The organism is Lawsonibacter faecis (assembly GCF_014287675.1).
Classification (GTDB): domain Bacteria; phylum Bacillota; class Clostridia; order Oscillospirales; family Oscillospiraceae; genus Pseudoflavonifractor; species Pseudoflavonifractor faecis.
Genome location: NZ_JACOPQ010000004.1, coordinates 325,345 through 347,429, shown reverse-complemented (window position 1 = coordinate 347,429; position 22,085 = coordinate 325,345). Strand labels below are relative to the sequence as shown.

Here is a 22,085-nt window from a genome sequence, read left to right as displayed (position 1 = left end):
ACCCCCGCGACCATGGCCGCGGGGGTGTACGGAAGTCTGCGGACTTACTCGGCCTCTTCTTCCTTCTTGCGGGAGACGGTGATAGCCAGTCCGGCAGCCGCCATGGAGGCCAGCAGAGCCAGCAGACCCAGAGTCCACTGGGGCTCTACGGCCTTGGCAACAGTACCGGTCTGAGGCAGGTTGCCCAGCGGCACGTCGCCGTCCACGATCTCGGTCTCGCCCGTCTCGCCGGGAATCTCGGGCTTATCGCCGGTGGGGGTTTCGGGGTCGGTGATCTCGATTTCGCCGGAGCCGTCGGGCAGCTCGGGCTTATCGCCGGTGGGGGTTTCGGGGTCGGGAATATCGATCCCGCCGTCGCCGACAGCAGTATACCACACGGTGACGGTCAGGTTGCGGCGCACCCTGCCGCTGGTCTCGCCGTCCACGCTGGAGATGGTGTAGCCGCTAATACTCTTGGCGGCTTCCGCGCTCACGTCGTACTCGCTGTTGTATCTGAGCTCGCCGGTGCTGAACTCTTTGGCCAGCTCTTTGCCGGTGCCCTCCTCCAAGTACTTCACGGTTACGTGGTAGGTGCTGGGTTCGGGGTCGACCGGATCAACGGAGGGGACGTAATCGTAGCGAACCTTCACCACGTTGGTCACGGCGCTGGCGTCGAAGGTCTCGCCGTCCTCGCCGTAGGCGCCCTCACCGGAGACGCCCATGGTGGGGTAGCTCACGCCGGCCAGGTGGTAGCCGGAGGGCATCCGGGAGGTCTGCCAGGCGGAGAGATCCTCGGCGTCCGGGGCCTGGAGGTACGGAGAGACGTCGGCGTTGGTCAGGGTGTAGCCGAAGTCGGCGGTCATGTCGCTGGTCCACACGGTCTCGATCAGGGTGTCGTTGTAGTCGTTAATGAAGTCCACGCGGAACTGATAGCGGTTGGCCTCGTAGTTCAGGGTCACCGTGGTGTCGGCGGTCAGGGTGCCGGCGGCCGCGGCGCTGCCCTCAGCCAGGCCGAGGTAGCTGTAGCCGGTGAACTCCTTGGCGGGCAGGAGGTTATACTCGAAGCCCTCCAGGTGGCTGGTGGTCGCGCTCTCCAGAGTCTTGACGACGGTCACTCCACCCTGGCCGTCGGGGGCTACCACATTGTAAACAACCTTGAGGGTGAGCTGATCCTTGGGCACATAGGTGTACTTGACGGTCACGGTGCCGTTGGCGGTGCTCTCGCCGGTGATTTCGGGCTCGTGGGCCAGCTTGTAGCCCTCGGGCAGATTGGCGGCGGGGGCGTGGGTGTACTCCTCGCCCACCTTGTAGCTCTTGCTGGTGTTCTGGGCGGTGAGCATCTCCTGGTTGGGCGCGCCGTCGGCGCCGTCGATGTGCACCACGTCCACGGTGTAGTTGCCGGGGTCGGTGCTGATGGTGCGCAGATAGTAGACCCTCACCAGGTTCATGTTGTAGCCCAGGGTAATGGTGCGGCCGGCCGCGTCGGTCTGGCAGGCATAGCCCGCCTTATCGGCGACCGGGGCGGTGAAGATGCTGCCGACATAGAGATCGTCCTCACCGTCGCTCTCGTAGGTCTCGGAGGTCCGGTCGCTGGTGTAGGTGCTGCCGGTGTAGCTGTCATAGGTCTGGTAGATGTGCTCCACGGTGACGGACGCGTCGCGGCGGCTGGAGTACTCAAAGACGTACTTGTAGGTGAGCACGTTGGCGGTGCTGCCGTCCTCTTCCAGCGCCGCCAGGGAGTCGATGGTCTGGACGGCGTCGCCGGTCAGCGCGTAGCTGCGATCCTGCCAGTCGCGGCTGGAATCGGCGGTGAAGGAGAAGCGGTTGCCCACCCAGGCGTTGTTGCTCCGGCCGGAAATCAGCTCGCTGGAGGTGCCGGAATAGGTCTCAGTGTCGGTGTGGGTGTCGCGCATATAGTACTCGTAGACCACCTTCACGGCGGTGTCCGTGCGGGTATCGGTCCGGGTGTAGGCGTAGAAGTTGATCTCGTTGCCGTCGCCCGCCTCAAGCACGATGGAATAGGCGCCGTCCTGCTCGACATAGTCCGGCGTGCTCGTCACATCGTCCAGGGTGTACACGCCCTTCAGGTCGGGGGTGGCGGTGGCGGTGCGGGTGGCAAAGGAGGTGAAGCGTTCGGACTGGCTTGGAACCGCGGGATAATCCACGTCCCCGGGATTCTGATCCCAGTCCAGCGTCTTAAAGAAGTAGTTGACGGTATAGCTGGCGCTCTGACTGTTGTCCTGGGTTCTGTGGTAGTCGAAGCGGACCGTCAGGCTGCCGTTCGCGTCAAGGGTCACGTCCTTGGTGGAGTCATCCTGGGTATAGTCGGTACCAACCGTGACCGCCTGGAAGGTGAAGCCGTCGTCGATGCGGGCAGCCGCGGTATAGCGCTCACCCTCAAACAGCTCCTTGGTCACGGTATAGCCGTCCTTTTTCTCGGGGGTGCCCGGCGTGGTGACGCCATCCACCCCGATCACGTCGGTGGTGTACCAGTGCTCCACGGTGACGGTGGCCCGGGGCAGGGGGATTTCTCTGGTATAGTAGAGATTCACTGTGTTTTCGCCTGCCGCCAGGGTGACGGAGCTCTGATTGCCGGCGGCGGGCACGTAGGTGTTGCCATCGAACTCAGGCCGGGCGGTCAGCTCCACGATCTGGTTCTTATAGAAGGTTCCGTCCATCGGGCCGCTGTGCTCAGTGTCCAGCACGGGCTCTTCGTCTCTGAGGTAGACCGCCTTACCGTCCACAATGGTCATGTAGTAGTCGGTATAGTAGTAGTTGACGGTGACATCGGCGTCCTCGCGGTCGCTGTCATCGCGCTCATAGACCAGAGCAATGGTGGCATTGGTTCCGCTCTTCAGGGTAACCGCGTCCAGAGAGCCTCTCATGAGGGTATAGTCCGCATCGTTGTACTCAGGCTTATCCTCGGGGGTGAACAGGTCGCCCGCCTTGAGGCCGGTCTCCGTAACCTGGTAATCCTCGGGGGTAACGGTCACATCAATGACCACGGGCTTGCCCTCCACCACAGTGGAGAGGTGGGTAATATAGGTGTAGGTCACGTTGATGCTGGCCTCGTCCCGCTCGTCGCTGGTCTCGTCCTTGTCGTAGTAGAAGACAAATGCGGTTTTGCCGCCGGGCTCGACAATGGCGGAGGGGTAATTCTCAGAGTCCTCCGCGTTAATCGTAAAGCCGACACGCTCGCTGGGGTTAATGGTGGGCGCATAGCTCTGTCCCACATAGAGGTCGCCGATCTCGACGGGGTCTTCAGCGATCTGCTCATCCAATACCCGCTCGGACTCCCCGGTCTCCTCGTCGATGGTGATCAGCTTGTAGGTGCGGTAGATGTGCTGTACGGTAACGCTGGTGGTCGCAGGGGCGGAGATGAGCTCATAGTCCACGTAGATGGTGTTACCCTCTGCCTTCAGGGCGTCGATGGTCAGATTCTGGCCGGGCTTCACGCTGTAGACATCGCCGTCGGCCTCAAACCGCCACGCGCCGGCGGTGTAGCTCTCGCCGACGTAATGCCCTTCCACGGACTCGGTAAAGGTCTCCGCGGCGACGTTGTCGGTGTGGATGTTGCCCTCAGCGTCCACGGTGGTGACGTTCTTGGTATAGCGGTGGACAACCTCGACGGCGGCGGCGTCTGCATCGGGGGTGTCGCCGGCGCTCTTGAGGAAGGTGAGCGTAATGGTGTTTGCGCCCTCGCCCAGCTGGAAGGAGGCGGCGCCCTCGGTGACAATCAGACTGGACCCGCCGGTAATCACAGCGCTGCCGGGCACATAGGTGTAGCCGCTTTCGCCGGTGGTGGAGGTGGCGAAGGTAGTGGTGGCCTTACCGGAGACCTCGTCACCAATCGCCTGGCGCTCGCCCTCCACAACCGTCTTCACGTACTTGCCGTTTTCCAGGACCCACTGCTCCTCGTTGTAGATGTGGTACACCTGGACGGTGGCTTCCTTCCGGCTGTCCACGGTGCGGTAGTAGTAGAAGTTCACCTCATTGCCGGTCTTGACCAGCTTATCAATTTTGGCCTCATCGGACGCTCCTGCATCAAGTTCATACCCGCTTGCAAGCGTTTTGGCCTCATACGAATCGCCCACGTAGAGGGGGTCATTCAAACCGTCAATCACGACGCGATCAGGTTTCTGGGGGTATTCGCCCACCGTCTCGTTTCCATCCGCGTCAATGACGGTCTCTTTGTAGTAGTGATTGACGGTGACGGTGGTGGTATCGGGGTCGTAGTAGAGGTTGAAGGTCATGTCTTTGGCGGTAATTTTCTGGTCGCCCGCGTCGCCGCTGACATAGGAGTAGTTCTCCCTGCTGTAATCGGCGGAATTGATGGTCACGTTATCCCACAGCTTGGCGGCCTTGGTCTCCGTATTGCCCTGCACGTATTTGCCGGTTTCCTTATCTTTGTACAGGTAGTTGACGGTGTATTCCGCCTCGGGCCGGTCGCTCTTGACGGTGGGCACCTTGAAGTAGCCGGTGCGCAGGCTGGTTTCGGGCTTCTTGGGGTCGGTGGGGATGGGCGCGCCGTTCTCATCGTAAATGATATAGGTCAGGCTGGTGACGCCGTTGGTGGGACGGAACTCGCCCTCATACGGAATAAACGACTCCTTGGTATTGTCCAGCTTAATGGTATAGGAGGTCGTGTAGACCTTATTCTTCCCCTGGGACGTGGGCACATCCTGCTTCAGATCCCAGTACAGGGTGCCGCCGTCAAAGTACTTCATCATATCGGGGTCTGTGGTGCTGACGTCCTCGGAGGTAAAGACAATGTCGGGGCCCATGGGATCCGTGACCCGCCAGGCTTCCACCTCCAGCAGAATCTGCTGGCTGATGGCCTCAAACACCAGGTTTAAATCACCGGCCTTGTCGGCGGGGTAGTTTTTGGTGGCAATGCTGCCGGAAAGCCAGTTGTTGACCTTATCGCTGGTGCCGTAGGAGATGGTATAGAGCTTCGCGCCGGTGGTATTGCGAATGGCCCTGGCCTCGGTGGCGGCGTAGGTCTTGTACTCATCTTTCAAGTTGCTGCCGTCGTTGCCGCCCTCAATATACTCAACACTGCCGGTAAGCTGCTTAGAGGTAGAGTAGTCGCTGGGCGCGCCGTCGGTCAGCATCACCGCATAGAGGTTGTTCATGCCCGCGAAGGCTTCCCGGCCCTTCAGTTCCCGGAGCAGATTATCGGTCAGCCGGAGGCCGCCCTGCATGTTGGTGCCGCCGCCGGGGGTCACGTCGGACCCGCCGTGGGGACCGCTGTACTCCTTGGGCGCATTATGCCTATGATTGGTATCCTTGGGGGTGGCGCAGCCGTCATAGGTGCAGTGATCATGGTCTTTCCAGTAATATATGGTTCCCACTAGTATCCATTGGCTTTCACGTTTCACAGTCGCGCCGCAAACCTTACAAGTAGAGGAACTGGGTCCGTTTTTACTGGCCTCATCCCTTATATCCGACTGCTCCGCAGTCTCAACAAAGCTATATGCCTCGTCATGGGTGTGCTTCCCCTGAATATTGCAGGCGCCCTCGCCCACCCGGCGCACAAAGGAGCTGCTCACGCGGTCGATGGCCGCATTCACGTCGGGGTTGACAGTGCCGTTGCTGTTGGCGTCAGTCCAGGGGAGTACGGTAACAGCGTTGGAGCCGAAGGCCACAATGGAGACCATGCGCTTGGCGGTGCCGGCATCGGCAATGAAATTTTTGACAAACGCCTTGGCCGCAGCCTTGGCATTTTTAATATCTTTGCTGTCCATGCTGTTGGACACGTCAATGGTGATAACCACCGCCGCATCGGGGGAGGTGGTGACCACCTTGGTCTGGGGCGTCGTGGTGACCTTCAGGGTGATTTCAAACTCATTCTCGCCCGCGAGAGGCTTAATATTCTTTTCCAGTGTGACCGCGCCGTCATCCGTGGTGGTAACGGACGTCGCGGTGCCCTCACCCACCATGTTCCCGTTCTGATCCAGCTCATAATAGGAGCCAATCTGGTCTTTGCTGGACGCCAGCGCGCTCATGGGCAGCAGGCCCAGAACCATGCAGAGCGTGAGGATTATTGCAAGAACTTTTTTTCCTTTTTTAGCCAACATTTTCATTCTCCTTTCAAGTTCGAGAGAATGGAAGTCGGCGGCTGGACTGGCCTGGCGGGTGTTCCCGCTGTAGCCTCCTGAGCTTTGCGTCCCGGTCTTTCGGCCGGTTTGCCCTTGTCGTGTTCCATAAGTGTTGTCATTTCCCCGCAGGGGAAATGCGACAGGGGGGCCCCCCTGTCCGGCAGTTTTGCTTCTTCAGTTTCCTTCCCGTACCCTCCGGGAGGCAGCGGTTCCTATCGTCTTACCCCTGCCCCCTCTCTCTGTGGGATCTCTTCCTCCAGTGCGCTGTCGATTAATTTGATGAGCTCCAGCGCGCTGCGGAAGGGCTCCGTTCTCTTCCCGTCCGTCCAGGTGACGGTGCCCTGCCATGTGGCGTTCTGGGTGTTCATCACCTTAATCACAAAGGTCTCCCCGCCTGTGGTCTTCATGCTGCGTACACTCCTTTCGCGCCGGAGAAAGTGCTCCCCCAGTTGTGTGATCACATTTTAAGCGGCGGCGGTCACAAATTGGTTACATTTTAAAAGCCGGTATCTGCGCACAGCAGGCATAAAATAAAATTTCCAAAAAGGGACTTCTCACCGCCGGAAAAGTGCGCTATAATTAATCTGTATCGTTACGCAATGAATTCCGAGAGTCCGTTTTGGACAGAAAGCAGGTGCCGGCTATGGGCGATTCCACCCCCGCAAGAAAGGTTTCCATCACCCTGCTGGGCGGTTTCACCATGAATGTTGACGAGGAAATCCTTACCGACGAGGTCAACCGCTCGCAGAAAATATGGAACGTCCTGTCCTATCTCATCGTCCACCGGGATCGGAACGTGCCCCAGTCGGAATTCATCGAGCAGTTTTGGCCGGACGAGAACAGCTCCAACCCCGTCAACGCCCTCAAGACCCTGCTCTATCGGGTCCGGGCCATGCTGGAGCCCCTCTTCGGCGCCGACATCGACCCCATTCTCTCCCAGCGGGGCTCCTACTCCTGGAACCGCGCCATTGAGTGCAGCGTGGATGCCGACGAGTTCGAGCGCCTCTGCCAGAAGGCCGCCGAGGCGCGCCTCTCCGACGAGAAGCGGATGGATCTCTACCGCCGGGCGGACGCCCTGTACCGGGGGGACTTTCTGCCCAAGCTCTCCAACGAGCTCTGGACCATCCCCATCACCGCCCGCTACCACAACCTTTACTTAAAGTCCGTGAAAGAGTTTGCCGCCCTGCTGGAAAAGCACGAGGCCTTTGAGGAGATGGCCGCGGTCTGTATGCGCGCGAGCCTCATCGACCAGCTGGATGAGGAGATCCACATCCTGATTGTCCGCGCCCTGCTGCGCCAGGGCAAGGACGCCGCCGCCCTGGCCCACTACGAGAGCGCCACCGATCTGCTCTACCGCAATCTGGGCGTGCGCCCCTCCCAGGAGCTGCGCGCCCTCTATACGGAGATTATGGCGGTGGAAAAGGGGCTGGAGACCGATCTGGAGGTCATCCAGGGGGACCTCCGGGAGGCCGCGGCCCGTCCCGGCGCCTTTGTATGTGAATACGGCTTTTTCAAGGAGGCGTACCGCCTGGAAGCCCGCCGCGCCGCCCGGAGCGGCCAGTCGGTCCATGTGGGCCTCATCACCGTATCCCTGCCCGACGGGGGTGTGCCCGCCCTCAACGTGCTGGGCGCCACCATGGACCAGCTCCTCCAGGTCATGGTGGGCAACCTCCGCCGGGGAGACGTGGTGTCCAAATACTCGGGGGCTCAGTTCGTGGTCATGCTCCCCGCCGCCAATTTTGAGGACAGCACCATGGTCATGGAGCGTATCGTCTCCGCCTTCTACCGGCAGCACCGCCGGAATTTTCTCAAGCTGTCGTACCGCCTGCGGGCGCTGGATTGAATTGGTTCAGCCGCCGTATCCGCCTCAATCCCCATCCGCTTAATAAAGGAATAGTATAGATATATGAAAAAGCGTTCCAAGGCGGCGATTGCCGCCGCCGTCGCTGCGGCGGCCCTGCTCGTTCTGGCCCTCTTCCTCTTGTGGAGGGCGGAACAGGACGCCCGGCTTCCGGATATGCCCACGCCGTCCCTCCCCCCGGTGGAGAGCCGGACGCCCACCCCGGCCCCCGCGCCGGAGCCCACCGGCTGCGAGACCGCCTGTCCCGTCCCCGACGGCACGCCGCCGGCGGAGACCGCCCCCGTGGAGGAGGACGACGGCCTGCCCACGGACAAATTTTTCATCACCGTTCCCCGCCAGAATTACCAGGACGGGGATCTGCAGCTTATCATCCCCAGGCTGGAGGTGGACGTTCCCATTCTCAGCGGTGTGGACGCCGACACGCTGCTCCGGGGCGAGGGTCTCTTCGATTACGCCCAGCTCCCCAGTGAGACGCGCTCCAACACCTCCATCGCCGGGCACCGCAACTGGATCCGGGGCGGCAAAATCACCTTGGACCAGCCCTTCTCCTATCTGGACACCCTGGAGGAGGGGGACTATATCTATCTGCGGGATGCGGAGTACATCTACCAGTACGTCTTTGAGTTCCAGGAGGTCGTGGAGAGCGACGACTGGGGCCCCATCTATAAAACCGACCACTCCTGCGTGACCCTCACCACCTGCACCCCCGTGGGCGTATCCGACCACCGCCTGGTGGTGCGGGGCAGGCTGGCGGACACCATTCCCATCGCGGAGGACTACGCCTATCCCGCGAGCACATCCGAAGAGGAGGCTGCAACACCGTGAAGAAAAAGCTGAGTTTAAAGCGCGTACTGTGTGCTCTGCTGGCAATTGTCCTGGTGGCCGGTCTGGCCGTGACCGCCCTGGCCGCCGCCATCCCCGCCAAGGCCCCGGCCCAGAGCGGCGTGACCGTCTACCAGAACGCCAAGGCCGCGGTGGACGCCTCCAACCTGGCCGACGGCTACGTGTCCGTGAAGTACACCGGCGGCAAGGATGTGCGCATCAAAGTGCGCATCACCAAGTCCGGCACCACGGACTACTATGACTACAACCTCAACAACAAGGGGACCGCCGAGACCTTCCCCCTCACCGGAGGCGACGGGGAGTACACCATCGGCGTCTACGAGAACACCACCGGCACCAAGTACGCCAGCGCCTACTCCTGCACGGTGACCCTTGCCCTCACCAGCGAGTTCTCTCCCTACCTGTACCCCAACCAGTATGTAAACTTCAGCGACAGCTCCAAGGTCGTGGCCAAGGCCGCGGAGCTCATCAAGGCCGCCGGGGCCAAGACCGACCTGGAGAAGGTCACCGCCGTTTACCACTATGTGGTGAACAATATCTCCTACGACTACGACCTGGCCGCCAATGTGGCCTCCGGCTACCTGCCCGACGTGGACAAGGTGCTGGAGAGCGGCAAGGGCATCTGCTTTGACTATGCCGCCGTGATGGCCGCCATGCTCCGCTCCCAGAACATCCCCTGCAAGCTGGTGGTGGGCTTTGCCGGCAAGGTCTACCATGCGTGGATCAACGTCTATATCGAGGGCGTGGGCTGGGTGGACCAGCTCATCTACTTCGACGGCAAGACCTGGTCCCTTATGGACCCCACCTTTGTCTCCAGCGGGAAGAACGACCCCGCCGTGCTCAAGTACGTGGGCGACGGCACCAACTACAGCCAGAAATACGCCTACTAGGCCTCCCGCGCCGGAACCAGCGCCGCAACATACCCCAAGAATTCTCCGCAGAGAAAGCCTCGCAGAGTTCCGCTGTCCGCAGACGGCGGAATCAAGTTAGAATTTACCATTTCTGAGGACTTGTTTCTCAGAATTGACACTTTTCATGACGGCTGGGGCGACTTTTTTCCAAGAAATCGAGTCCCATCCATCATGCAGCCTGATAAAGAAGCCCCGAGGGGCTTCTTTATCAGGCTGACCAAAAAACAGGGCTCAGCCCTGTTTTTTGGCTATTCACACGTAAGGAGGGTCCGCCATGGGCTCAAAGCAAAATGTCACGCTCCCGCCTGAGGCCCTCTCGGTCTTCTGCAGTCAGCTCGCCCTCATGCTCCGCTCGGGCATCGGCTCGGAGGAGGCGGTGGACATCCTGGCGGGGGACGCGCAGTCCGCCCCTGTAAAAGACCTGCTCACCCGGCTCCACGCCTCCCTGCTCCAGGGCGCCCCCCTCTCCCGCGCACTGGAGGACTGCGGCACCTTCCCCGGCTATATGGTGCGCATGGTGGAGATTGGCCAGGCCGCCGGGCGGCTGGATCAGGTGCTCTCCGCCCTCTCAGACTACTACCGTCGGGAGGCCGACACCGCCGCTTCCATCCGCCGGGCGGTGCTCTACCCCGCCGTGATGGCCATTCTGGTGGCCCTGGTCTTTCTGGTGCTGGTGACCAGGGTGCTCCCCGTGTTCCAGCAGGTCTTCAACCAGCTCGGCGTCTCCCTCTCGCCGGTGGCCCAGGGGCTGCTGCGGGCGGGGGAAGCGGGCAAATACGTGGGTGCGGCGCTGGTGGCGCTGCTGGCCGTCGGTGCGGCGGCGCTGCTCCTCTCCCGCCGTCAGGCGAAGACCGCCCGCTCCCTGGAGTCCCGGCTGCTGCGCCGGGGCGCCGCCGGGCTGGCGGTGGACCGCAGCCGTTTCTCCTCTGCCATGGCCCTCATGCTCTCCAGCGGCCTGCCCCTGGACGAGTCCATGGACCGCACCGTCCGCCTGCTGGAAGGGGCGCCCCTGGCCCCACGGCTCTCCGCGTGCCGCACTCAGATGGAGGACGGGGTCAATTTTTCCAAGGCCGTCGCCGCGTGCGGCATTCTGGACGGATTGCAGGCGGGCCTGCTGGGCGCGGGCTTCCGGGCAGGCGTGCCCGAACAGGCCATGGAGGAATTGGCCGCCCGCTGCCAGGCCGAGGCCGATGACGCGCTGGGCCGCCTCCTCTCCAAATTGGAATTTTCCCTGGTGATTCTACTCTGCGCAGCCGTCGGCCTGGTGCTTCTCTCCGTTATGCTGCCCCTGCTGGGTGTGCTGGCGGCAATTGGGTGATTGGGGAACAATGCGTGAAGACCCCCATAACCTAACGTCCTTTTCATTTTTCTGTTCGCTGCTTTTGACTGCCGCCGTTCTTTCCCCCCCACTCCATCGCCTTTTCTATTATTGCTTCTTATCTCTTACTTGTATTCGGAGGTCGCCGCATGAGTGAAAAATCCAATCCCCTCTGGCGGCGTGTCCTGCCCTTAGCGGTGCTCCTGGCCGCCATTGTGGCCGCGGTGGTACTCTTTACCGGCGTCCTGGGGCGCAAGGCGGACGCCGAAGCCCTCACCCTGGCGGAGCGGACCCTCCGCCGCAGCGCGGTGGAGTGCTACGCGCTGGAGGGCTTTTACCCCGCCGATGTGGATTACCTCTATGAGAATTACGGCGTCTCCGTGGACCGGGAGCGCTACATCGTCTATTATGAGTACGTGGCCTCCAACCTGATGCCCAACATCACCGTACTGCCCAGTCCCTGAGGGATGGGCCCATCCAGAGGAGAGGAGCGACACCCATGAAATTCAACCAAGGCCAGCCGGGCCTCCGCTCCGCGCTGGCAGTTTGTCTGGCCGGCCTCTTTTTCCTGCTGGCCATGGGCGTGGCCCTGCTGGGCGGCAACCTCTACCGGGCCGTGGCCGCCGACGCCGACGAGAACGATACCCACCGCACCGCCCTCTCCTACGTGGTCAATCAGCTCCGCCGGGGCGACAACGGCGGTCTGGCCGTGGGCGAGTTTGAGGGCGTTCCCGCCGCGCGCACCACAGAGACGCTGGAGGACGGCTCGGTGTATATCACCCTCATCTACTGCTATGACGGCCAGCTCCGGGAACTCTATATGGAGGAGGGCACCGGACTCGCACCGGGGGACGGCGCCGCCCTCATGCCCCTGGATTCGCTGGACTTCGCCCTGAACGAAGGCCTTCTGACCGTCACCGCCGGGAGCGGAGGAGAGCGCTGGCAGGTCTCCCTGGCCCCCCGTGCCGGCATTGGGGAGGTGGGGGCGCTGTGAAGGATGCTCAGCACCGCTCCTCCCTGTTTCTCGTGGAGCTCATCATCAGTCTGACCCTCTTCGCTATCTGTGCGGCGGTCTGCGCGGCCCTGCTGGTCCACGCCCGAGGTATGAGCCGGGAGAGCACCCAGCTTACCGAGGCGGTCTATATGGCCCAGTCCATCGCCGAGACCTGGCGGTCCGCCCCGGCGGGCAGCGATGTGGGCGTCAGCGTGAAGTCGGAGGAATTTTCCGTCAGGACTGCCGAGCAGGACGGACGGCTGAATATCGATATCTACGCGGGCGAAACCCTGATCTACCGGCTGGAGGGGGTGACCCGCCTTGAATAGGAAAAATTTGCCTCCGGTAGGCATCGGCGTGGTCACCGTCTTCACGGTGCTGCTGGTACTCACGCTGTCGGTCTTTTCCGCGCTGACCCTGACCTCCGCCCGGGCCGACCTGGCGCTCTCCCGGACCAATGCCAGGACCGTCTCCGCCTACTACGCCGCCGACGCCGAGGCCGCCGCCCTCTATGAGGAATTCGCCGCCGGGACCGAGGTTGAGCTGGTGGCCGACGTGCCCATGACCGAGAGGCAGTCCCTCCATATCCATCTGGTGCGGGAGGGGGACGGGGTTAGAATCCTCGCCTGGCAGACCGTCCCGCTGGAGGACGGCACGGACCTGGGCGGCGACTCCCTGCCCGTCTGGGACGGGACTCTTCCCGGCTGAACAGGCCATTTCATTCCACCACAAGGAGAACGTCCATGGACTTGCAATCGATTCTCTCCGAGGCCGTCCGCCGGGAGGCCTCCGACGTACTGCTGATCCCCGGCCTGCCCGCGTCCTACAAGGTGAGCGGCGTCATCGGCAGGGAGGGGGACCGCCTCTTTCCCGACGCCCTGAACGCCCTGGCCGGCGAGGCCTATGCCCTGGCCGGCCGGAGCATGGACCGGCTGGAGCGGACGGGGGACGACGATTTCTCCTTCGCCGTTCCGGGCCTCTCCCGCTTTCGGGTGAACGCCCTGCGGCAGAGGGGCTCCATCGGCCTTGTGATCCGGGTGGTCTCCTTCACCCTGCCCGACCGGGAGAAGCTGGGCATTCCGGACAACGTGATGGCCTTTGCCGGGTACTCCCGGGGATTGGTGCTCTTCACCGGCCCGGCGGGCAGCGGCAAAACCACCACCCTGGCCTGCATCGTGGACGCCGTGAACACCAAGCGCAACCTCCACGTCATCACCATCGAGGACCCCATCGAATACCTTCACCAGCACAAAAAGAGCGTCGTCACACAGCGTGAGCTGGCCACCGACACCCAGAGCTATGATGCCGCGCTGCGCGCCTCCCTCCGGGAGGCGCCGGACATTATCCTGGTGGGGGAGATGCGGGACGCGGAGACCATCCGGGCCGCCGTAACCGCCGCCGAGACGGGGCATCTGGTCATCTCCACCCTCCACACTCTGGGCGCGTCCAACACCATTGACCGCATCGTGGACGCCTTCCCCCCGGAACAGCAGCAGCAGATCCGCACCCAGCTGGCCCTGGTGCTGGAGGGGGTGGTCTCTCAGCAACTGGTTCCCGCGGAAGACGGCACGCTCATCCCCGCCTTTGAGGTGATGACCGTCACCCCCGCCGTGCGGAACATGGTCCGGGAATCCAAGGCCCATCAGCTCGACAACGTCATCTCCACCTCCCTGGACATGGGCATGGTCACCATGGACCAGAGCCTTCTGAAGCTGGCGAAGGAGGGGCGCATCACCCACGATACGGCTCTGCGTCACTGTATCAACGGCGACTGGATGCAAAAGCGCCTCTCCCTGCCCACCTGACCGCAGTCAACCCAATCCCGGCCGCTCACCGGCCGCTCATAGGAGGTATTCGCCATGTCCTTCTCCAACCTGAACGCCCCCAGCTCCGCCCTCCGCGTGTGCGTGGACCACGCCGGAGGCGGGTATCTGTCCGGTCTGGTATACAGTCAGCGGGTAACCGAGCCCATCCCCTTCACCGATATTGGAAACCTGCTCCTCCGACTGGACGAGGTGCTGGAGGCCCAGAACTTCCCCCAGGCCTTTCAGCGCTCCCGCAGCTTTACCGGCCGGAAGGACCCGGTTCCGGCCGCCGCCGACCCGTCCGAGGGCATGTCCGCCGATACGGTGACGGACGCCCACGGGCTGGTGTATACCTTTGAGGTCTCCGTCACCTCCCGGCGCAACGCCTCCTGGCAGGGCATGGTGGACTGGCTGGACGGAGAGGGCAGGCAGGAGTTCTCCAGTGCCCTTGAGCTTATCAAGCTCATCGAGGAGCACGTGATTTAACACCGGTATTTAAATGGACAGGATAGCGCAGCGCCCCCTGAACCAAATGGCTTTGGAGGGCGCTGCGCATTTTTATGCCATGAGACCTACTTCTGGGATACCCACTCGGATTTTCCGCCACATTGTAAATCGCAACCGCACGGATGCTTCCATCGTCCATGTCGGAACGCCCCGCAGGGCGGCTTCTCCTGTCTCCGGGGGTGCAGCGCATCTCATGGCGGTCGCACCCCCGTCCTCTATAGGGTGAAGCGTCCTTGACGGGCCGCTCTGCCGCAATTTATGACAGCAAGAATCACCGCCCGGAGCTTTTAAGCTCCGGGCGGTGATATCCGTTTTAGAGGGTCTCCAGCTCCTTGGCCACGCCAGCCAGGTAGTTCGGCTCGAACTTCTCGATGGCGCCGTTGTCGCAGGCGGCGGCGACATTGGGGTCGATGGGAAGCCGGGCCAGGACCTTGAGCCCCAGGTCGTGGGCCACCTCGTCGATATGGCTCTCGCCGAAGATGGCGTGGGCCTTTCCGCAGTCAGGACACTTGAAGTAGCTGTAGTTCTCCACCAGGCCCAGGACCGGGATGTCCATCAGCTCGGCCATTTTCACGGCCTTGGTGACAATCATGCTCACCAGGTCCTGAGGGGAGGTGACCACGATGATGCCGTCTACGGGGAGAGACTGAAAGACGGTGAGGGGCACATCGCCGGTGCCGGGGGGCATATCCACGAAAAGATAGTCCAGATCGCCCCAGACCACATCGGTCCAGAACTGCTTCACCGTGCCCGCGATGACGGGGCCCCGCCAGACCACCGGGTCGGTCTCCCGCTCCACCAGGAGGTTGAGGCTCATCACCTCAATGCCGGTCTCAGAGACCGAGGGGTTGATGCCCGCGTCGGTGCCGGTGGCCCGCTCGTGGAGGTTGAAGGCGGTGGGAATGGAGGGGCCGGTGATGTCGGCGTCCAGAATGCCCACCCTCTTGCCCATGCGCCGCATGGCGACGGCCAGGGAAGATGTGACGAGGCTCTTGCCCACGCCGCCCTTGCCGCTCACCACGGCAATGACCTTTTTAATGTCGCTCAGGGCGTTGGCCGGGGCCAGCAGGCTCTGGGGCTGAGTGCGCTCCCCGCAGCTCTCGCCGCAGGAGGAGCAGTCGTGCGTACAGTCGGACATACTCTAAAATCTCCTTTTCCTATCCAAAATCAGTGATATTTATAGCTTCCCCCGCCGATGAACTCCCGAATAAGGGAATCCCTGGCAACCAGCTCAGGGTCGATGGGTTCAAACCACTGGAACGCGTCGATGAGGTCTAATAGCTCCGCCCGGCGCTGGTTCTCCTCGGGGACGGCCTGCAGCATGGGCAGAGCGTAATTTTTCATGACCGACACCTCGTATCGCAGGGAGGAGTCGATGATGACGTCGGCCTTGTTCTTGAAGGGGGAGATATAGAGCTTCTCCCCCCGGCGGACGTCGGCCCACATATCCAGGGTGGTGGAGATATCGGTGCCGCGGAAGTTGAAGTCGCGCACAGCCCGGCGTGTCAGGCGCATCCAGGTGCCCTTGAAACGGAGCAGGTCCCCGTCGCACACGTTGGAGCGGGCGGAGATGTAGAGCTTGGTGGCTTCCGGATGGCGGCCCGCGATATCGTCGTTGAGGGCGTGGATGCCCTCGAAAATGGCGATCTCGTTCTTTGCCAGCTTCAGCGGACGGCCCCGGGCGTCGTTGCGCATCTGCCGGGCGAACTCGAACTTGGGGATGATGACCTCCTCGCCGCGGGAGAGCTTGGTGAAGGTCTCATCCAGAAGCTCCATGTCCAGGTTCAGGGGAGACTCGTAGTCGATGGCCCCCTCGGGGGTGCGCGGCGCGGTCTTGGGGTTCATCGTCCTGAAATAGTTGTCCATGGAGATGGTGTGGGTGGAGATACCCCGCCGCTCCAGCTCCTCCTCCAGCTTGAGGGCCGTGGTGGTCTTGCCCGAGCCGGAGGGGCCGGACAGCAGTACGATGGGACTCTCCGCGGTGCGGTTGATGATGCGGTTCGCCGCCTCCTCCACACGCCTGCGAAAGCTGAAATCGCACTCCTCCAGGAAGCCCTTCGCGTCGGCGCGGATGCGGTCGTTGATCTCCTGCAGCTGATAGGCCATAGCTTACCTCTTTTCCATCGCGGCGTAGAATTCCGCCAGCTTTTCCTTATCGGCAATGATTTTTTCAATTCCGCCGATATATTCATATGGATATTTGGGGTCGGTAATACGCTCAATGCGCCCTTTTTCGCTGTCAACCAGCTTGGTCACACCGCCGCCGCCCAGGGCGAGAACGGTATGCAGCTCCTCCATCATGCAGATATTGTAGAGGTTTTCAAACCCCGGCCTGCACCAGCCCACATTCTCGAAGGAGCCGGACATATATTTCTGCCGGTAGAGGTAGTAGGGCAGATAGCCCGCAGCCCGCAGTCTCTGCCAGGCGTAGTCCAGCATGTCCGCCACGTCCCCGCCGCTGGGCAGGCAGCCGCCCTCGCTCATCAGGCGGGAGCCCTTTTTGAGGGCCAGGGTGTGGACGGTGATATTGGCCGGGTCCAGGGCCAGGACGGTGTCCAGGGTATATCGGAAGCCCTTGGGTGTGTCCTTGGGGAGGCCCGCGATCAGGTCCATATTGACCGCCGGGATGCCGGACTCCCGCACCAGTTCGTAGGCCCGCAAAATGTCCGCCGCCGTGTGGGCCCGGCCCATGGCGGCCAGCACCTCGTCCTCCATGGACTGGGGATTCACCGACACCCGGTCCGCCCCGTTTTCCCGGATGGCGGCCAGCTTGCCGGCGGTGATGGTGTCGGGCCGGCCGGCCTCCACCGTGTACTCCGTGCAGCGGGAGAGATCGATATGGGCCCGGATACGGCCCATGAGGGCGGACAGCTGCTCCGCCGACAGGGTGGTGGGAGTACCGCCGCCGATATACACCGTGCGCACAAAGAGCCGCTCCCGCGACAGCAGGGCCCCCGCCGCCTCGACCTCCCGGAAGAGGGCCTCCAGATACGGCTCCACCAGTTTGAGGCTCTTTCCCACGTCGGCGGAGACGAAGGAGCAGTAGGCGCAGCGGGTGGGGCAGAAGGGGACGCCCACGTAGAGGGAGATCTCGTCGGCCCGCAGCCCCGCCCTGGCGGCGAGGCTCGCCCGGGCACAGTCCATGGCCAGCGCCGCACGGGTGGGGGTGACGTGGTAGGTCTCCCGCAGGGCGGCCTCGGCCCTGGCGGGGGACTCCCCCCGCAGCAGGGCCTTGGTGGGGATTTTCACCGGACGCACCCCGGTGAGGGCCCCCCAGGGGGGTTCCTTGCCCAGGGCAGCCGTGGCCGCGCGGTAGAAGGAGAGCTTCAGCGCTTTTTGAAGCGCGCGGTCCAGCTCCACTTGGCCGACGGCGGCGTCAATCCGCACCCGGCACGCGCCGGAGAAGACGCCCCCGGGATGGTGGAGGACCGTTTTCCCCGTGGCCCACACCTTTCCCCGGAAAATCGACACCACGGCGGCCAGCTCCCCGGCCTGGGGCGGCTCCTCGGGGTAGGTGGGCCGCTCACCGGGGAAGAGGGTCAGCATAATCTGTTCAGCCGCATACTTGTAGTCGTGGCCGCGGAGGTACAGCTTCAAGTGCCTGCCTCCCGCATATAGTAGTTCCCCGCCCGCTCGTCTGCCAGGGTGGAGAGACCCTCGTGGCCCGGGCAGACCTTGAAGTCCCCCTCCAGTCCTCCCAGACGCCTGAGGGAGGCCATGATGGCCTCGTAGCTGCCGCCGGGCAGGTCGGTGCGGCCCATGGAGCCCTTGAAGAGGGTATCTCCGGTGAAGAGGGTGTCCCCCACCTTCAGCGTCACGCCGCCGGGGGTGTGGCCGGGAGTGTGGAGCACCGCCACGTTGAGTCCGCCCACGCCCACCATGTCGCCGTCGTCGTAATCCGTCGTACCGCTCAGGGCCGGCATCAGCTCGTCGCCCAGCTTGGCGCGGTCGTCGGGATGGAGGAAGACCGTCACGCCGGGGAGTTCCCTGCGCAGAGCCTCCACCGCGCCGGTGTGGTCGAAGTGGCCGTGGGTCAGGAAAATCCAGCGCACCTCCAGCCCCAGGTCCTGCACCGCCGACAGAATGCCGGGCGCGTCCCCGCCGGGGTCCACAATGGCCCCCAGCTTGGCGGCTTCATCGCCGAAAATGTAGCAGTTGGTGCCGAAGGGGGGCACCAGGAGTTGTTTGAGCAGCATATAATAATACCTCAATTTTCTGATTGTGGGGGCACGGGGAGACGTGCCGTTTCAGCGCAGCCCATAGGGGCAACTCACGAACCGCCCGCTCCCTGCATGGCGTCCGTATCGAGCAAAATGGTCACGGGTCCGTCATTTTGGGAAAAAACCTGCATATCGGCACCGAATTCGCCGTGTTCCACGGCGAAGCCCCGCTCCCGGCAGGCATCCATGAACCGCTCATAGAGGGGGACGGCCACGTCCGGCTTGGCGGCCCCGGTGAACCCGGGCCGCCGGCTCCTGGTGTCGGCATAGAGGGTGAACTGGGAGATCACCAGCAGACCGCCGCCCACGGCCTCCAGATTCAGATTCATCTTGCCGTTCTCGTCCTCAAAGACCCTTAGGCCGCAGACCTTGTCCGCCAGCCTTTCCGCCTGGGCCGCCGTGTCGGCGGGACCCACCCCCAGCAGCACCAGAAAACCCTGGCCGATTTGGCCGTTGACCTTGCCCCCGATCTCCACCGAGGCATTTTTCACTCTTGTGACGACTGCGCGCATAAGAACCTCCGAAGATAAGACATTTTGTGTAGACGGCGGATAGCCGCCCGGCGCGTTCCCTTGATTTCCTTCCGGCCTATCGGTATTCCCTCGCCAGGCCCTTGGCATACAGCGGGTCGATGTCAAAGAGCACCGTGTCCCCGGCGGAGCACTTCATGTCGGTCACGTCCACCAGGGTCTCCATGGCGCCGATGCGCCCGATGACCTTCACCTTCTGCCCGGCGATGCGGACGGTAATCTTCCGCCCCCGCCACCAGCGGCGGATGGCGGCCGTCAGGCCGGAGTCCCGGGTCCGGGCCACGCCGAAGCCGTTCTGGTAGCCCACGGGGATGATGCCCACTCGGGTGGGACGCTTGAGGGTGATGAGCACCTCGTTGCCCACGGTATGGCCCTGGGGCAGCCAGCGCACGTCCTCCAGGCCGGCCTCGCCGTACCCCACGCGCTGGAGGCCGTCCCCCTTGGTCCGGCGGCACCGGCCCAGGAACGCCGAGCCGGGGCGCACCGCGTCCATCCGGGCGAAGTCGTAGTGCAGCAGGGCGAAGGACCCGGCTGCGTGGACCGTGCCGGTTTCAAACCCGGCGGCCCGGATGGCCTCCAGCAGGGCGTTGAACTCCCCCATCTGGACTGTGGCGTCCCGCCCGTCGGGCTTGGCGGAGTGGATTTGGGTATAGATGCCGGAGAGGGCCACGTTGGGCAAATTTCTATAGACGGAGAGCACCTTGTCCGGCTCCCCGGCCAGAAACCCTCCGTACCCCATGCCGGTGTCCACCTGGACGTGGGCCTCCACCACGGTGGAGCGGCTCTCGGCCAGGCCGTTGAGGGCCAGCCCCGCGTCCACCGACCCAATGGTGCACACCGCGTTCAGGTCCACCAGCCGCTCCAGCTCCTCCCGGTCGGTGGTGGAGCGGAGCATGAGGATCTCCTCCTCCACCAGCCCCGCCTTCCGCAGATCCTCCGCCGCCTTGGCGGAGCCCACCGCAAAGCGGCCGATGCCCTCGTCCCGCAGCAGCTTCGCCATCTCCACCAGGCCCGCGCCGTAGGCGTCCCCGGTGAGGGCGGCGTAGATCACCGCGCTGCCGGCGCGCTCCTTGATCACCGCCACGTTCTGCTTGATCGCCTGTTTCTCTATCACCAGGGTCTTCATGGCTTTCCCGCCTTTCCCGCGCTTATCGATTGGTATTTGGAAACATTATACCTCTTTCAATAAATGCCGTCAACGCCGCTTCACCCTTGTTTTTCTCCGAGAGTAATGATATAATTTTTTGATAAATTGCTAAGGCAATCTATCAAAAACGCAGCTTGTCAAAGTAACCCCGTGGGGCTTCTTTGACGGAAGACTGCATAACGGACAGGGCTCGATTTCCTGGAAAAAAGTCGCCCCATCCGTCATGAGAGGTGTCATTACTCAGGCGCATGTCCCCAGAAATGACGGATTTTCATTTGATTGCGTGGTCTGCGGACGGCGCAGCTCTGCGGGGCCTGCTCTGCGGAGGGTTTTGGGACAGCCTGACGCCGTCGGAGACGGCGTATGCGCATCAAAATAGCGTGGAACGGTGTTTTTTATTTATAGCCATTTAGACGGAGGAACGATTTTGGAGCGGAAGACGACACGGATTTCCCCGGACGACATCGCCGGGCAGAGGGCGTACTGCGCCGAAATAAAGGAGCTCAACGCCCGGTTCGACCGGGCTCCCCTGGCCTATGTGGACACCTACGGGTGTCAGCAGAACGAGGCGGATTCTGAGCGTATCCGGGGGTATCTGGCAGAGATGGGGTATGCTTTCACCCAGGACGAGAGTGAGGCGGCGGTCATCGTCATCAACACCTGCGCCATCCGGGAGCACGCCGAGCAGCGGGTGCTGGGCAATGTGGGCGCGCTGACCCACACCAAGCGGAAAAACCCCAACCAGATCATCTGCCTGTGCGGCTGCATGGCTCAGGAGCCCCACGTCGCGGAAAAACTGCGGCAGTCCTTCCGGCATGTGGACCTGGTCTTCGGCCCCCACGCGCTTTGGCGCTTCCCCGAGTTCCTCTGGCGGATTCAGACGCGGCGGGGCCGCATCTTCGAGACGGCGGACGACCCCGGAAGCATCGCAGAGGGCATCCCCGTGGTGCGGCAAAACGGCATCAAGGCCTGGGTGTCCATCATGTACGGGTGCAACAATTTCTGCTCCTACTGCATCGTCCCCTACGTCCGGGGCCGGGAGCGCTCCCGCAGCCCGGAGGCCATTCTGGCCGAGGTGAAGGAGCTGGCGGCGGCGGGGTACAGGGACATCACCCTCCTGGGGCAGAATGTCAACTCCTACGGCAGGGATCTGGAGGAGGATATCGACTTCGCCGATCTTTTGAAGCGGGTGAACGCCGTCCCCGGCGACTTCTTGATCCGCTTTATGACCAGCCATCCCAAGGACGCGGGGGAGAAGCTCTTCGACGCCATGGCAAGCTGCGAAAGGGTGGCCCCCGTCATCCACCTGCCCTTCCAGGCGGGCAATAACCGGGTGCTGGAGGCCATGAACCGCCGGTACACCAGGGAAGCTTATCTGGAAAAGGTCCGCGCCCTCCGCTCACGCATCCCCGATATCGTGTTGACGTCCGATGTGATTGTGGGCTTCCCCGGCGAGACCACCGAGGAATTTGAGGACACGCTCAAAGTCCTGGAGGAGGTCCGGTTCGACGCACTCTTCACCTTCATCTACTCCCCCCGGGAGGGCACGCCCGCGGCCAGAATGCCCGACCCCATGAGCAAGGAGGAGAAGTCCGCCAACTTCCAGCGGCTGGTGGATCTGCAAAACGCCATCTCCCTGGAGAAGCACCAGGCCTACGTGGGCAAGGTCCTGCGCTGCCTGGTGGACGGCGAGGGGGAGGACCCCCGCAATAACCTCACCGCCCGCACCGCCGGAAACCGCCTGGTCCACTTTACCGGGGACAAGGCCCTCATCGGGGCCTATACCGATCTCAAGATCACCGGCTGCTCCACCTGGGCGCTGTTTGGAGAAGTTGTGGAATGAGCGGGATTTCCAAAGGATTTGGACCT

Annotated in this window: 19 protein-coding genes and 1 riboswitch; of the genes, 11 read left to right on the top strand and 8 right to left on the bottom strand. The window is 62.8% G+C overall.

Features of this window, described 5'->3' with window-relative positions; translation table 11 throughout:
- Positions 1 to 44: 44 nt before the first annotated feature.
- Together H8S62_RS07385 and H8S62_RS07380 are read right to left on the bottom strand one after the other, a co-directional pair.
- Positions 45 to 6,056, bottom strand: coding sequence for a VWA domain-containing protein (locus H8S62_RS07385; protein ID WP_186918893.1), 6,012 nt, complete (start codon positions 6,054 to 6,056; stop codon positions 45 to 47).
- Positions 6,057 to 6,092: 36 nt separating this feature from the next.
- A riboswitch (cyclic di-GMP riboswitch) is annotated at positions 6,093 to 6,182 on the bottom strand.
- Between the two features lie 110 nt (positions 6,183 to 6,292).
- Complete coding sequence (locus tag H8S62_RS07380; protein ID WP_155151818.1) at positions 6,293 to 6,487, bottom strand: hypothetical protein; 195 nt, start codon at positions 6,485 to 6,487, stop codon at positions 6,293 to 6,295.
- Between the two features lie 236 nt (positions 6,488 to 6,723).
- On the opposite strand from H8S62_RS07380, the gene H8S62_RS07375 reads away from it, so the two are divergent.
- From H8S62_RS07375 to H8S62_RS07330, 10 genes are all read left to right on the top strand, one after another.
- Entirely contained in the window at positions 6,724 to 7,923 is a 1,200-nt protein-coding gene (locus tag H8S62_RS07375) for an AfsR/SARP family transcriptional regulator (protein WP_186918892.1), read from the top strand.
- Positions 7,924 to 7,986: 63 nt separating this feature from the next.
- On the top strand, positions 7,987 to 8,766 hold the full coding sequence (locus tag H8S62_RS07370; RefSeq protein WP_186918891.1) for a sortase: 780 nt from the start codon (positions 7,987 to 7,989) through the stop codon (positions 8,764 to 8,766).
- A complete protein-coding gene (locus H8S62_RS07365; RefSeq protein WP_173023896.1) occupies positions 8,763 to 9,674 on the top strand; it encodes a transglutaminase domain-containing protein in 912 nt (303 codons plus the stop codon). The genes H8S62_RS07370 and H8S62_RS07365 overlap by 4 nt, the downstream gene beginning before the upstream one ends.
- A gap of 295 nt (positions 9,675 to 9,969) precedes the next feature.
- The gene (locus tag H8S62_RS07360; RefSeq protein ID WP_186918890.1) at positions 9,970 to 11,013 is read left to right on the top strand and encodes a type II secretion system F family protein; all 1,044 of its coding nucleotides are present in this window, start codon (positions 9,970 to 9,972) and stop codon (positions 11,011 to 11,013) included.
- 149 nt (positions 11,014 to 11,162) lie between these two features.
- Positions 11,163 to 11,477: a hypothetical protein gene (locus H8S62_RS07355; protein WP_155151828.1), complete on the top strand. Its 315-nt coding sequence runs from the start codon at positions 11,163 to 11,165 to the stop codon at positions 11,475 to 11,477.
- 35 nt (positions 11,478 to 11,512) lie between these two features.
- Complete coding sequence (locus H8S62_RS07350) at positions 11,513 to 12,007, top strand: DUF4860 domain-containing protein (RefSeq protein ID WP_155151831.1); 495 nt, start codon at positions 11,513 to 11,515, stop codon at positions 12,005 to 12,007.
- Complete coding sequence (locus H8S62_RS07345; RefSeq protein WP_155151834.1) at positions 12,004 to 12,336, top strand: type IV pilus modification PilV family protein; 333 nt, start codon at positions 12,004 to 12,006, stop codon at positions 12,334 to 12,336. Before H8S62_RS07350 ends, H8S62_RS07345 begins: the two co-directional genes overlap by 4 nt.
- Positions 12,329 to 12,715, top strand: a complete 387-nt coding sequence (locus H8S62_RS07340; RefSeq protein WP_186918889.1) for a hypothetical protein — start codon at positions 12,329 to 12,331, stop codon at positions 12,713 to 12,715. The genes H8S62_RS07345 and H8S62_RS07340 overlap by 8 nt, the downstream gene beginning before the upstream one ends.
- Before the next feature lie 35 nt (positions 12,716 to 12,750).
- A complete protein-coding gene (locus H8S62_RS07335) occupies positions 12,751 to 13,812 on the top strand; it encodes a type IV pilus twitching motility protein PilT (protein ID WP_186918888.1) in 1,062 nt (353 codons plus the stop codon).
- A 54-nt stretch (positions 13,813 to 13,866) separates the two neighbouring features.
- Positions 13,867 to 14,298 (top strand): hypothetical protein, encoded by a 432-nt coding sequence (locus tag H8S62_RS07330; RefSeq protein ID WP_186918903.1) that lies wholly within the window; start codon positions 13,867 to 13,869, stop codon positions 14,296 to 14,298.
- A 334-nt stretch (positions 14,299 to 14,632) separates the two neighbouring features.
- Here H8S62_RS07330 and H8S62_RS07325 read toward each other — a convergent pair whose 3' ends face one another.
- The 6 genes from H8S62_RS07325 to H8S62_RS07300 all read right to left on the bottom strand — a co-directional run bounded on the left by H8S62_RS07325 (position 14,633) and on the right by H8S62_RS07300 (position 20,195).
- The gene (locus H8S62_RS07325) at positions 14,633 to 15,457 is read right to left on the bottom strand and encodes an Mrp/NBP35 family ATP-binding protein (RefSeq protein ID WP_186918887.1); all 825 of its coding nucleotides are present in this window, start codon (positions 15,455 to 15,457) and stop codon (positions 14,633 to 14,635) included.
- Positions 15,458 to 15,486: 29 nt separating this feature from the next.
- Positions 15,487 to 16,425, bottom strand: coding sequence for a uridine kinase family protein (locus H8S62_RS07320; RefSeq protein WP_186918886.1), 939 nt, complete (start codon positions 16,423 to 16,425; stop codon positions 15,487 to 15,489).
- Between the two features lie 3 nt (positions 16,426 to 16,428).
- Positions 16,429 to 17,916 (bottom strand): coproporphyrinogen dehydrogenase HemZ, encoded by a 1,488-nt coding sequence (gene hemZ, locus H8S62_RS07315; RefSeq protein ID WP_155151852.1) that lies wholly within the window; start codon positions 17,914 to 17,916, stop codon positions 16,429 to 16,431.
- Entirely contained in the window at positions 17,913 to 18,515 is a 603-nt protein-coding gene (locus tag H8S62_RS07310; RefSeq protein WP_155151854.1) for an MBL fold metallo-hydrolase, read from the bottom strand. The genes hemZ and H8S62_RS07310 overlap by 4 nt, the downstream gene beginning before the upstream one ends.
- A 74-nt stretch (positions 18,516 to 18,589) precedes the next feature.
- Positions 18,590 to 19,051, bottom strand: coding sequence for a D-aminoacyl-tRNA deacylase (dtd, locus tag H8S62_RS07305; protein ID WP_155151857.1), 462 nt, complete (start codon positions 19,049 to 19,051; stop codon positions 18,590 to 18,592).
- A 76-nt stretch (positions 19,052 to 19,127) separates the two neighbouring features.
- A complete protein-coding gene (locus tag H8S62_RS07300; RefSeq protein ID WP_155151860.1) occupies positions 19,128 to 20,195 on the bottom strand; it encodes an alanine racemase in 1,068 nt (355 codons plus the stop codon).
- A 448-nt stretch (positions 20,196 to 20,643) separates the two neighbouring features.
- Between H8S62_RS07300 and miaB the strand changes: the two genes are divergently transcribed.
- On the top strand, positions 20,644 to 22,059 hold the full coding sequence (gene miaB, locus H8S62_RS07295; protein ID WP_186918885.1) for a tRNA (N6-isopentenyl adenosine(37)-C2)-methylthiotransferase MiaB: 1,416 nt from the start codon (positions 20,644 to 20,646) through the stop codon (positions 22,057 to 22,059).
- Positions 22,060 to 22,085: the final 26 nt, after the last annotated feature.